The organism is Paenibacillus sp. RS8, assembly GCF_041956825.1.
GTDB lineage: Bacteria > Bacillota > Bacilli > Paenibacillales > Paenibacillaceae > Paenibacillus_AQ.
Window position 1 is genome coordinate 2,395,554 of sequence record NZ_CP168131.1, and the last position, 12,840, is coordinate 2,408,393.

Sequence of the window (12,840 nt, forward strand, 5' to 3'; positions counted from 1 at the left end):
AGCATGGAGGGGCTGCTACAAGTAAAGCAATATGAAACTAGACAAGAGCTTGATGTAGACGGCAATAGCTTTTATATATTATCGTTTGATCAATCCAGCCATATCAAAGTATCACCTAGAGCAAAAGAAATCATTGATAAGTTAGATGGAACGAACAGTAATGAAGAGATTATTAATGATCTCAATGCAAAAGGTATTAGTATTACAGATAAGGAATTTGATTATTTTATTAAAAAATTTCTTGTTCCTAAAAATATGATGACAAATTCCTCTAACAAATCTGGTGAGAAAAAAAAAAGCTACCTTTGGTTACATCTTCCGATCATTGAGTCATCGAAGTTCCGTGGACTATATTCAATACTGAAATATCTACTTTATAGTCGATGGGTTGTTATCCCATTGCTGATCATTGTAAGTATTTGTGGAGTATTTTCGGTGATGCATCTTTCAAAATATCCAACGGATATTTTTAATAACCTGAACACTATTCTTGTTATTTTTTTAGTGTATCTCTCCATGTTTATTCATGAGCTGGGGCATGCAACAGCAGCTTATAAGTACGATGTTAACGTTGGAAAAATAGGTATCGGAATTTATTTAACCTATTTTGTGTTCTTTATTGATATGACAAATACTTGGCGTTTAGATAAAAACAAAAGAATTATCAATGATGTCAGTGGGATGTACTTTCAAGTACTCACTACAATTCCAATATTCGTGTGTTATATGATATCACATAATATTTCTTTACTTATCGGCATTGTTCTTATTCTAATGACGTCGGCGATGAACCTTATACCATTCTTAAGAATGGATGGATACTGGCTGTTGTCGGATTATCTAAATGTTCAAAATATTCAGGTCAAAGCGTTTAAGTCAATCAAAGAGATGACTGTAGAATTAATAAATGCAAAGAGAGCAAGAAAAATGGATGAACACTATTCAATCAGTAAGTCTGTATATGTGTATGGTATTTACAGTAGTGTATATGTACTTACTACATGTTTGATTATTCTGTCTCTTCTGTACTCTGTCATGGGCTTAATTCAAAATCATGATTTGTTAATCAACAAATTTATATCCTTACAGCAAAATATAATACATGGAAATATATCTAATGTTTTAGTTGATCTAAATAACCTATTTATTCTGTTTATACCGGTGATCTTTGTTGTTAGCCTGTTGGCATCCTTCTTAAAAAGACTTTACCTCACTTTGAAAATTAAAGGAGGCTTGAAGGCACAATGATTGAGTGTGTAAATGTTAAAAAAGATTTTAGCACTGATAAAAATGTGCAGCATGTTCTAAAGGGAATTGATTTAACCATTGAGCAAGGCGACTTCATTACCATAATGGGGAAATCGGGAAGTGGAAAAACGAGTTTTTTAAATTGTATTTCATTGTTAACAGATGTAACAGAGGGTCAGATCTTAGTGGATGGAAGATCCATTGATACCAAGAATAGAAAAGAGATCGAACAGATCAGGCAAGATTACATTGGACTTGTATTTCAAAACTCAAATCTAATCCCTTGTTTGTCACCCTTAGAAAATTTGATTATTGCTATTCATGAAAATTTATCGTATGCAAAGAAAAAGAGTCGTGCAATGGAAATGCTAGAAAGAGTGGGATTAACAAGCAAACATAGTCATAAGACACCGACACTTTCTGGTGGGGAAATGCAAAGAGTCGCCATTGCGAGGGCCTTAATTAATAATCCCAAGATGATTCTATGTGATGAACCAACAGGAGCTTTAGACGCTGCCACCGGCAAGAGCATAATGGACTTCCTTCTAGAAGTAAGTGCTTCTTATAACAGCGCATTAGTGATAGTTACTCATGATCATTCCATTGGAAGCTTGGGTAAACGACAATATTTAATGAATGAGGGGTTGTTAAATGAAATATAGAGAATTATTTAAACTCTATAATCTTAAAAACCTAAACCAAAATAAATGGTCAATGTTTTTTATAGCCCTTTCAATCGTAATTACAATGACCGTTTCGCTTATTTTGCCTCAAATAAGAATAAGTAAGCAGGAATACATTAATCAGGCTATGCAAGAATCTAACCCTGCTGATCTTGTAGTCACACAATCTTTTCCTTCTAAGAGCTTTGATAAAGCTATAAGCGCATATGAGCAGGAAGGAATTCAAACCTCCTATGTTCATTCAGCCCCTGTCTATCTTAAAAATGAAAATAACCAAATGATGCTCTATCTTCTATCCGGTTACGAAAATTTATCCGAGGATGAGGTTGTAATCTCTGAAGGATTGGCGAACAAGCAGCATTTAAATGTAGGAGATACAATCCATCTAATAGGAATTAAGGAACAAGATAAAGCTTTAAAGATCACGAGAATAGAATATCTCCCTATTGATGTTGTGGATGATGCCCAGGTTTCTGGTTATATCAAGACTAACAATTTAGAATCCTCCTATCATTCTGACGCTGGATTAGTATTTATTTCCGGTAAATCCGGAGAGTTATTGAAACAAGAACTGCAAACCCTGGAGTCTGGTTATAAATACAAAACAATTGAAGATAGAAGAAATGAATTATTCTCAGACTTAGATAAACAGATTATGGCTTTGAATTTGATTAGTACTGTAGGGTACTTATTAGCAATCGCCGTGTTGATTAGTGGGATTACGATGTTGATTGTGAGAAGCCAAAAAGATATTGCTGTGTTAATGCTAATTCCTATCAAGATGAAGGACATTATTAAGGCAATGAAATTAGAGATCAATATTTTGATCTTTACCCCATTAATTTTGTCCGTTATTTTCAGCATTCCACTCGCAAAAATGATTTTAGCTGCAGAAAATATTAGTGTTAATTACACAGCCGCTTATATGATAAATATTCTTAAATTTGTAGTCTTTAATATTTTTGTATTCCTTTTGTACAGAAATATTGCACTAAAGTATATGGTCAATCTAGATCCTGTTCTTATTGTCAAAGGAGATCATGGTCTCCCTAAAAGGAATAGGCTAAGAAATTTTGGGATTATGCTATCTCTCCCAGTTGTCTTTTCCGTATATGCAGTTTTATTGGGTAGTGGTACATCCATGGCGAGTAACTTTATTTTATTAATTACGTTATGCGCTATTTTTATAGGGATATTACTGCTCATTGAGCTGATTACAAGACTTCCAGTATGGAAATATCATCGTAGTACCTTATATACATTTAAAGAAATTAAAAAAAATAAGCTCGTTTTTGTAATAGGGATTTTAAATTTAACCATGATGCTTTGGTTTATTCTAATAGGCTTTGGGTTAGCAAACACCTTAAAGGAATCTGTTGATATGGGGTATCAACAATCCTTACCCTATAACTATTTAATGAAGACAAGTGATGAAGAGGCTCTAAATCAGGTGTTGGTTAACTCCGGTGATATAAAGACATTCACGATAATGCACTATATGGATGCAAAGATAGAAAATGATGAGGTCTCCAACAAACAAGTTCGTATCAATGAAATTGACCAAAAGAACTATACCTCAAAATTTAAAATTACCGAGGGGCAAGATGTCTTTGAAGGAAATCCAAGAGAAATACTCATCTCAAAAGCATATGCAGACGCCTATAAAATCAATATTGGAAATACCCTAGAAATTACGAACGAAGAGAAAACTGTGAATTATAGAGTAAAGGGAACCTACGATTCTGCTGGTATCAATAATAATTGGATGTTGAAAGCTTCCGAAAATCAATATAGCGATACAATTTATTTGGTAAGAGCAATTGATGATGGATTCCTTAATGAAGTGAAGGATAGCTATATTGCTAACATGAATGTAGTTGGAGATTACCTGTTATCTAAAATGGATTCATTCTTAACTAGTTTTAAATATATCTGTTTTCTTTTCATCGTGGCAGCAGTCATATTTAACGTTAATTTACTTAGCTTAATGAATGATCTCAATAGAAAAGAGTATGCAATCATCCGGTCTTTAGGCATTGGTAAGAAAATTCTTGTGAAGCAATATATGATCAAAGCCATAATTAGCATAATATGTTCGCTTACGATGTCATTGGTTCTATTTTCTGTAGTTATATCCGTTGCTGTTTCAGCTATTTCTAAAGGAAATGCAATTATTGATGGAAGTATGTATGTATTTATCATTGTTATATCTGTTTTGTTTGTACTTGTAGGAAATATATCTCTTTTCAGTGGAAAATATAATGATTTAGAAGTGATTAGAGAATGAAACTAATTATTCATATGACAACTGCGACAACTATTGTTACTTTTCTACAGTAACTAAATAAATATGAATGTTATATGTGAATTCATTTATGCCATCAATTGTTTCCGCTAATTCAAAATGAAAGGAGTGGAAGGTAAATGCATTCTTTAAACGCCACAGAATCCCTTTGGACTGATGAATCCGTAGAAAATTTGGAAACGAGAGAAGAGTATGGTTGTTTCTGCTTCTCCATTTGTTTCTCACTATGCTTCTGTTTCTGTTTCTAATTTAAACTAAATATTTCTAACTGGTTAGGTTTTCTTGGTAACAATAGTTGTGATATTCGTTCAAAGTAATTAACCAGTTAGAAATATGAAGAAAGCAGTATGTTAGTACTTTTAAGCAGGAGCAAGGGGAGTTAACTTGAACCTGCTTAATTATTTTTTTTGGGTGAAAAGTAAGGAGGGCGAAAGTTATGATTCCATTAGTTGTATTAGTTGTTGTATTTGCTTTGTTGACTATAACGCTATCATGTTTATGGCTCTACAACGATTGCTTGTATCGAGGGATAAATCCTTGGATTTGGGTATTATTAATGATTGCGACCACTCCCATATTGGGATTCATTTTATATTCGCTTATCGGAAAAAGAGGAATATCAATTACGGGTAAGTCTATAAAGAATAAGTATATAGGATCTGCGGTTTTTATTACCATTCTGTTGCTTATCTTTTCAAGTATCGGATTGGCATTTTATTCAGTGACATAAGTAGTACAGTTAGATTTAGCTGAGAGTGCTCTGTAGAGTTTCTACAGAGCTTTTTATTATTGTATAGTTCATTTCATTATTTTACCGGCTATGTTACTATGTCTACGATCTAAAAGGAATAATTTTGAATCGTAGGAGGGTTTTATGGAAATCGGTGCGATTACTTTTATTGTAAAAGACATGGAAAAGATGGTTACATTCTATCGGGATGTCATGAACATGGCTTTGGAATGGGATGGCGGCGTATTTACCGGGGTCCAGCTTAAGAGTGGTGTGTTCTTTAATTTATGCCAGCGGGATGCGCTTAGTATCTCAGGGCTAGGTTATCCTAACGGGTTGAATGGGACAATGGAGGTCTCATTTGGCGTTCCCTCGCCTGAGGAGGTCGACAAGGAATTTGATCGTCTGGTGACTGCCGGTGCAACGCCTATAAAAGAACCTATTTCGCAGCCTTACGGGTTGCGTGAAGCTGTTGTGGCTGACCCAGAAGGCAATTTGCTTGAGATCGTAGCGGGCATTCCAGAAAATTAATATCTGCGAACAACCGATCGAAAGGAGGGACACTTTTGAGAACCCCAATAACTAACGTAAACTGGTTAGAACACCAAGAAATCATCATGCACGACTTACTCATTCAAGAAGCCACTTTAACCACCTATCCGATGGATGATGGCTTTGAAGCTGAGGTTCTAAAGATCAGTTCAGGCCAGGAAAGCTTTGTTTTGAAAACATGGAGTAAGATCTCCAAACCAGATGTTCAGTTTCAATATCGATTATTGGAGGTCCTGTCCGAACGAGGAGTAGCCGTCTCTAAGCCAGTGGGCTGGGGGATTAATCCCGATGGGGATAAGGTGTTGTTAACAAGCTTTGACGGAACGCCAATTCTTAAAGTGAATGATAAGACAATGAAGAAGCTCGCGAGCATTTTAGCCAGAATTCATCAAATAGATATTGCTGAGCTTGAACATATACAACTACCTAAGTACGACTTCGTCGATTACTTTTTTCCTGAAGTGAGTGAGCACGCAGATCTTAAACAAGCACTGATTTCTCTAGTAAAGCAAACGCCAATGAAACAGGACCGTATCATTCATGGAGATTTTCACTTAGGAAATATAGTTGAGGAACAAGAGCAGTTTACCGTCATTGACTGGACGAACGGCCAGTTGGGAGACCCAAGATATGATTTTGCATGGTCATTTATTCTGCTGAAAATCCACCTATCTGAGCGTTATGCCCGTGTGTTTCGTTCTGCTTATCTATTGGAGAATGACATCGAGCAAGAAGAGCTTGAGGTCTTTGAAGCATGGGCTTGTCTTAGATGGATCTTGCTGAATAGACGTGGTAGTACACCTAAAGGACCTAATGTAACGAAGAGGGTAAAGAGTTTAATAGGAAGTAATCGATTCCTAAAGGATTTGGAATTCGTAGGGTTTGAATGATCTTTTCCGCAATGAATATTTAACAATACTGACCGCAACCCTTTGCATGGAGGGCGGTCTATTTGCGTTTGTTCACTGCGGGGTCCCGGCATACCCAATTTTCATTGAATATTCAGTTTGGGTATTTATAATGCTTTTATGAATCAGAGGATGTTCTTGTATAGGACTTCGACTGTGAAAAGGAGGGTTTCCATGGTAAGGGCAATTCAAAAATCATTATATCTCATCTTTGCATTCTTCATTGGACTGTTTATCGCTTCCTCCTTTTTTATCCGAGCGAAATATAATTATTTCGTATATGGGGACACGCCAGTTTTGGAGAAGCAACAGCTGGGCCTTTTTATTCTAGGGATTGTGGTGGTGCTGGCGTTAAGCGTTATTTTGTATAAAATATGCCTGAAGCTTAATCCGTACAGTTGGAAAATCGTCATTCCAGCCACATTGCTGTGTTCTTTTGCCATTCAGATCGTGATCATTTTTCTGTTTCCTCGCTTGCCGACGGATGATTCGCAGACGGTGCTTTCACTGGCACTCGAAATGCTGTACAGGAATGATTATTCATCTTTTGACACGACGGGTTACTTGCATATGTTCCCGTTTAATTTCTCGATTGTTGTGTATTTAAAAACGTTACTACAGTTATTTCCGGATAATTATTTGGTGATCAAAATATTCAATATTCTATTTACACTCTTAACCTCGTTAATGATTTACCTGCTGTATAAAGAGCTCAATGAGAAGTCGAAGGATCGTGACTATGGTATTCTCGTGTTTGCTGCAACCTATATCCCTTCTTTGTTTATGAGTAATTTAATCTATAACGATGTGATTGCTACAGCCTTTCTAACAAGTGCTTTATATTTCGCTGTGAGATTTATAAAAAGAAAGTCCATAAAGGATATCCTCTTCGCAGCCATCCTTCTGGCAGTCGGCAACTATTTCCGAAGCATCGGTGTTATTGTTCTGATTGCTGTGGTGGTCAGTCTTTTGTTCAACATGCGTGCGATCGGGGTGAAAAAAGCTCTAAGCGCTTTGTTTATCACGATTTTATTGTTCAATACTCCGAGCTGGATGCAAAATGCTGTGTTGCAGGCGACGAGTGTTGTAGATGAACCGATTACTACAAATTCCGCACCTGTCTATATGTGGCTAAATATGGGGATCAATCTGGAGACGTTTGGGTTCTGGGATAACTGGCAGAGCTATACGATCTATCAGCAGGAGGCAAATTATAATAATGCAGAAAGTACGGAGCTATTTAAAGAGGAAATCAGTAATAAACTCTCCGAGGCGAGCCTAAGCGACTTAGTGAAAATGTATTATAAAAAGATCGTTTGGACCTGGACGGAAGGCACATACCAGATGGAACGATATGGGCTGGGAAACGACGGATCATCCAGTAACGGCGGAAGAATGGGCTTTGTCATGGATCGTTATAGCTACACTAACGCTGCAACAGATTTGTTTAAGGCGGACTCAAGTTACAGAAGCGGGCTGCTGTGGTTACTGTATGTTCTAAATTTCCTGATGTATGTTTGTATACTTATTCGTTTAATCGGTGGAATAAGAGCGAAAAGATATGGGGAGTCCTCTTTGATTCTTGTGGTGCTAGGCTTTATTGGATTCTATCTGCTATGGGAGATTAAGTCTCGGTATATTTACCCGGTGTATCCGCTGCTGATCGTGTTATCCTACATGGGCTTTAAAGATGTATATGATTATATGTTAAAAAGATATTTTTCACGTTGACCATTTTTGCTCGGAAAGAGGGGGTTCAAAGATGCGAATTAAGCGATATCTCGCTTTGCTCATAGCAGTGCTAAGTTGTTCCATGGTGCTCGTCTCTTGCGATGCCATCACCGCGCAGAAGATATCAAGTACAGATTCTGGTTCGAGGGCGAACGGGGGACAGGGCTTTAACGGTGGTCGGGGTAAAGATGGAGGTGTCTCTCCCGGTATGAATGGCGGGACAAGAAGAAATGGCAGCCAGGGTACGGATGGTGGTAGCGGGCAAAGCGGGCGGCAGTGAAAAATTTCATGAACTTGCCCCAAGCCTACGAAGATTAAGTGTGATAGGATAAAGTTACGTATAAATTCCCCGCAGGGGTAAGAAAAGAGAAAAGGGAGCATCATGAGAATCATTATATCGCCTGCCAAGAAGATGAAGATGGATACGGATTTTATGGATTGCCGCCAGCTGCCGCAATTCATAAGCGAGTCACAGACTCTTCTGGCCTTATTACAAAAGTTGAATTATGAAGAAGCCAAATCGCTATGGAAATGCAATGATGCCATCGCCACGTTAAATGTAGAGCGGATTCGGGAGATGGATGTAACACGGAATCTTACACCGGCTATCTTTTCTTATGAGGGTATCCAGTATCAGTACATGGCACCTGGGGTACTTCAAATGGAGGAGCTCGAATATCTTCAGCAGCATTTACGGATATTGTCCGGGTTCTATGGAATCGTCCGGCCGTTTGACGGCGTTGTTCCGTACAGGCTGGAGATGCAGGCTAAGCTTAGCGGACCAGGTTTCAAATCTATCTACGAGTTCTGGAACAGGAAGCTGGCAGATCAGCTATTTTCGGAAACTGACATCATTCTGAATCTGGCCTCCAAGGAATACAACAAGTGCATCTCCCCGTATGTTGGCGGAAACGTTCGAATGATTAGTTGTGTATTTGGGCAGGAAATCGGCGGTAAGATCGTTGAGAGAGCGACTCTAGTCAAGATGGCCAGAGGTGAGATGGTACGCTTCATGGCTGAGCGGCAAATCACCTGTGTGGAGGATATCAAAGGCTTCGACGGGTTTGATTTCAGCTATGCGGATGAGCTGTCGGATGAGAGTACGTATGTGTTTATACAGAAAAAGAATGAAGAGAGTAAGTAGTATACGGTGGGTAATCTTGAAGACGGTTGAACGACCAGCTTCAGGGTTACCTTTATTTTTTGCTCACCAAACGAGTTGTTAAATTTTAGGATTGTTGAAGGGGAAAGATTGCGGTGTAGAGAATAATGTTCGGATGGAATAAGAACAGGTGAAAGAGGAGGGCTTATGATTTTTAAAAGAGATCCATTGGACAAACAGAGCTTACTTAAAGAATTGGATTCACTAGGCTATTCCGACAGAGTCAAAAAAGTAGCGATATTAGGCCGTGATCATCTTGGATCTGCACAATACTCCCAATTACTAGCCTCTTTACTGGAGGATGGCGTTTATGAAGCACGTCTTGCTTTAATCGGTGCGATTGCAACACATGATGCCCCTATTATTCTGTCAGCACTGCGGCATCCCATGGCAAGTATCAGAAATACGGCTGCGGGTCTTTTGGCAAAGGTGGCTTCAGATGCTGATATTGAACGTGAGCTCCCCCATTTATCCCATGATTGCCGCCGCAAGCTGCTGCACAGTATTTCACAGATTAACCGTCAGGAATTAGCGGAACGCTTATTACCTGTAGTGTATGCCCGGTGGGGAGCGGAGGAAGCCGCGATTATATTGCAGGCCTGTTATTCGGCAACGGTAAGTAAATGGCTTGCTGATATCGGATATGCCATAAAAGACTGGAAGAAATTATCCAGCCGGCATTTTGACGTAGTAGCGAAATACTTCGAAACAACGCTAGAAAGCACACCACCCAGGGAAAAGGGATATGTCTGGTGGAGGTTCTCATCAGCTATGGAGATCCTATGCAATCTGAAGGCGGATCTGGTACTTGCGTGTGCGATGAATCATGGACCCGAGGGTGTCATACATCCTGCGTTAAAGGAGCAACTTGGCACGCTTGTACGCCAAAATCCGAATAAGGTGTATCAGCTGCTGACACGAACGGAGTCGCGGAGCGATCTGATTTCTTATGGTGTGCCTGAAGGGGTACTAAAAAGAAAAAAATATTTATCCATGGATCAATGGATTGAGATAGCGAAATTACTCGCAGATCACCCGATGCATTTAGCGAAGTTGCTGCATAATATTGCACCTTCCAACCGTAAAGTGATTTTTGATGCCGTGTATGAAGAAGATAAGCGCCGTGAACGCGTTTTTCCAGAAAGATTATTATATGTATTACCACATGCCTTGCGTGACAAGGAAGCCACCCGGATGCTTGGCCTTCGTGAAATCAATGATGACCGGGAGAGAACAATCAGACTCACTGCTTGCCGTTCTATTCTTCATTCAAGAGCGGGGCTTGAACAAGCAACAAAGGTATCCAGTTCAGAAGAACGTTCCACGGCGCTTATGCAACTGATAAGAAGTACGGTTCTGTCGAGACAGGGTATGCATGAGACTTTGGTATTTTTGAGCCGGATTAGAAATGAGCAGGATCCTGTTCGAGGTTTTGTGTTTAAGGAGCTTTCTGAAAGTCCTGCGTCTGTGTTCACCGATGCCCATGTACAAGAACTTACTAGGCTTGTTGATAGTGTTATAGATGCCAGAGATACTTCATATGGTACGAAGTTTTCCGTTCAACAACTGGCATTTGTTATTCTCCGGCATAACGCATTAAATCCTCACAGTGAGTTGTTCAAGTTCTCTTTAAATACGATCCGGAAACTGGCCCAGCAAAACGGACAGCTTTCACTTCCATCATTGGAGAAGAATTTACCCCAAGGAGTGGAAGAGGTCATCTTTGATGAAATCTATACATTAGCTGTACAGGGCAACAAAAGAGAAGACTACAATCTAGTGCTTAGCCTGGCCAGCTCATTTGGTAAAAGAGGCTACGGTATTGTAAAACTTCAAAATTTGTTAAAGGAAGCAACGAGAGCAAAGGCAGATTCTACAGCTATACAAGCAGTCAGACATTGGCTTTCGCCTCATACAACCCGTGATGCCAGAGTTAAGGAACTATTAGCTTTGGATAAATCGTATATTACGATCCATGAAGTATTCCAGCATCTGCATCAAAAACGTCAAGAATGGCTCGATCCCTTTATTTCGGGGGCTGCCATCAAAGGTAAATTCTTATCAGGTAAAACGATCTATCTTGTGCCAGCTACGGACGGATTCAACAGGTGGCTGCCGCGCCAGCAGCAAGCATTAAGTTCCTTATTAGAAAAAATCGCATTCGATGCTAAGCGTAACCATTGGGAGCGTTCGAGAGTTATTAAGATCATGGCAAGTATGCCTGATCTTGGTCCGGATAGATTACTTGAGCTTTTACAGGATAAGGAAGTAACTGTAGTAGAAGCTGCACTTCATGCCCTTTCACTTATGGAAGAACCGGAGAAGGCACTTTCCGTTCTGCTGGAGAATCTGGATGGGGACCGGGCCCGTGTAGCCATGTACTCGATACCCAGATGCATCCGTAGAGTGAATCCAGTGTTACTGGTATCCATGCTGAAAGAGCTGCTGAATCGGGATAAGCTGAAGATCACTGTCAGAAAAGAGGCCATCCGCTTACTGGGTGCTTATAGAAGCGATGACAGCATTCCACTATTGATAAACGAGTTCGAGAAACCAAATGGACACAAGGATGTAATCATTGCCATAGGGCATGCTGCGAAACAGCTTTTAGATGATGAGCGCGCTTGGAAGATTTTAAGTGCAATGGCCGCTTCATCAGAAAGTGATATCGCAAGGAGCTTGTTATCCCAACAGCCTAATGATCTTCCGCTAGACTATAGACTTCGCTATTTAAAATTAATCATTGAAATCGGAAATCATCCGGATGGGTTTGTCGGCAAGTATGCTTTCAGTTCTATGATTTGGTGGACCAATGGAAATGAAGGCATTGTTGCAGCTGCCACTGCTCAGGCTATTACGGATTTGAAAGACAGCACTAGATGGGAATTTGCCATGAACACGCTAATACAAACCTGCCGCGATGGTAAGATCAATGAGGTTGTAATCGGCGTTTGTCAGAAATTAGCTAGTGCGGCGATAAGCGATGAATGGAATGCAACTACCAGTAGAGATTTGCCTCATCGGCAACGTCTCCTGAAACTTATCAACCAGCTGAACGCTTTGCCAACAATCACCCGGGTACACCTTAAACCTTTGTATACGGGATTGATTGAGTGTCTAACATCGGAGGAGACTTTACAGCAAGTTGTGATGAAGCTTTATATAGCAGTAATAGACTGGAATAATGTGAAGGAATCCGCCACGTATCTGAATCAGATGGTTAACAGTACCTCATATCAACCGCAGCTGTTGAGCGATGCCTACAAGCAGGTTGCGTATAATTTAAAAGACAGCACAGGCTACTGGAGTCCGGAGACGTTATTGGAAATTATAGATGTGCTAGGGTCTGAGGGTAGTTACGAATCTCAGTATATTGGACTTTCGTTGCTTGAGGTTGCCGGAAGTGCTCTACTCTGGAGTTCAGAGCCTGCAGAGCGTTTGAGGGTGTACAGAAATCACACGAATATTGCGATTCGCTCACTGGCGCTAAATATTTGGACAGTGATAGATTAGTTTTCATA

10 protein-coding genes are annotated in these 12,840 nt (G+C 39.6%); all 10 read left to right on the plus strand.

Annotated elements, in window-relative coordinates; genetic code table 11:
* The first annotated feature begins 3 nt into the window (after positions 1-3).
* The 10 genes from ACDZ28_RS12065 (at position 4) to ACDZ28_RS12110 (ending at position 12,832) form a co-directional block, all read left to right on the plus strand.
* Positions 4-1,248, plus strand: a complete 1,245-nt coding sequence (locus ACDZ28_RS12065) for a hypothetical protein (protein WP_339289214.1) — start codon at positions 4-6, stop codon at positions 1,246-1,248.
* Positions 1,245-1,910 (plus strand): ABC transporter ATP-binding protein, encoded by a 666-nt coding sequence (locus tag ACDZ28_RS12070; RefSeq protein ID WP_094869983.1) that lies wholly within the window; start codon positions 1,245-1,247, stop codon positions 1,908-1,910. Before ACDZ28_RS12065 ends, ACDZ28_RS12070 begins: the two co-directional genes overlap by 4 nt.
* A complete protein-coding gene (locus tag ACDZ28_RS12075) occupies positions 1,900-4,218 on the plus strand; it encodes an FtsX-like permease family protein (protein WP_375104778.1) in 2,319 nt (772 codons plus the stop codon). The genes ACDZ28_RS12070 and ACDZ28_RS12075 overlap by 11 nt, the downstream gene beginning before the upstream one ends.
* Positions 4,219-4,672: 454 nt before the next feature.
* Positions 4,673-4,966, plus strand: coding sequence for a hypothetical protein (locus ACDZ28_RS12080; RefSeq protein ID WP_042124136.1), 294 nt, complete (start codon positions 4,673-4,675; stop codon positions 4,964-4,966).
* A 144-nt stretch (positions 4,967-5,110) separates the two neighbouring features.
* Positions 5,111-5,497, plus strand: a complete 387-nt coding sequence (locus ACDZ28_RS12085) for a VOC family protein (protein ID WP_076120119.1) — start codon at positions 5,111-5,113, stop codon at positions 5,495-5,497.
* 35 nt (positions 5,498-5,532) lie between these two features.
* The gene (locus tag ACDZ28_RS12090) at positions 5,533-6,408 is read left to right on the plus strand and encodes an aminoglycoside phosphotransferase family protein (protein WP_375104779.1); all 876 of its coding nucleotides are present in this window, start codon (positions 5,533-5,535) and stop codon (positions 6,406-6,408) included.
* Between the two features lie 192 nt (positions 6,409-6,600).
* Positions 6,601-8,157, plus strand: a complete 1,557-nt coding sequence (locus tag ACDZ28_RS12095) for a glycosyltransferase family 39 protein (protein WP_375104780.1) — start codon at positions 6,601-6,603, stop codon at positions 8,155-8,157.
* A gap of 31 nt (positions 8,158-8,188) precedes the next feature.
* Entirely contained in the window at positions 8,189-8,437 is a 249-nt protein-coding gene (locus ACDZ28_RS12100; RefSeq protein WP_341110426.1) for a hypothetical protein, read from the plus strand.
* A 102-nt stretch (positions 8,438-8,539) separates the two neighbouring features.
* Positions 8,540-9,301: a peroxide stress protein YaaA gene (yaaA, locus tag ACDZ28_RS12105; RefSeq protein WP_375104781.1), complete on the plus strand. Its 762-nt coding sequence runs from the start codon at positions 8,540-8,542 to the stop codon at positions 9,299-9,301.
* Positions 9,302-9,466: 165 nt separating this feature from the next.
* Positions 9,467-12,832, plus strand: a complete 3,366-nt coding sequence (locus tag ACDZ28_RS12110; RefSeq protein ID WP_375104782.1) for a HEAT repeat domain-containing protein — start codon at positions 9,467-9,469, stop codon at positions 12,830-12,832.
* Positions 12,833-12,840: the final 8 nt, after the last annotated feature.

Coding starts and splice junctions, on each gene's coding strand:
- ACDZ28_RS12075 (WP_375104778.1), top strand. CDS start 1,900: ATGAAATATAGAGAATTATTTAAACTCTATAATCTTAAAAACCTAAAC.
- ACDZ28_RS12085 (WP_076120119.1), top strand. CDS start 5,111: ATGGAAATCGGTGCGATTACTTTTATTGTAAAAGACATGGAAAAGATG.
- ACDZ28_RS12070 (WP_094869983.1), top strand. CDS start 1,245: ATGATTGAGTGTGTAAATGTTAAAAAAGATTTTAGCACTGATAAAAAT.
- yaaA (WP_375104781.1), top strand. CDS start 8,540: ATGAGAATCATTATATCGCCTGCCAAGAAGATGAAGATGGATACGGAT.
- ACDZ28_RS12065 (WP_339289214.1), top strand. CDS start 4: ATGGAGGGGCTGCTACAAGTAAAGCAATATGAAACTAGACAAGAGCTT.
- ACDZ28_RS12095 (WP_375104780.1), top strand. CDS start 6,601: ATGGTAAGGGCAATTCAAAAATCATTATATCTCATCTTTGCATTCTTC.
- ACDZ28_RS12110 (WP_375104782.1), top strand. CDS start 9,467: ATGATTTTTAAAAGAGATCCATTGGACAAACAGAGCTTACTTAAAGAA.
- ACDZ28_RS12080 (WP_042124136.1), top strand. CDS start 4,673: ATGATTCCATTAGTTGTATTAGTTGTTGTATTTGCTTTGTTGACTATA.
- ACDZ28_RS12100 (WP_341110426.1), top strand. CDS start 8,189: ATGCGAATTAAGCGATATCTCGCTTTGCTCATAGCAGTGCTAAGTTGT.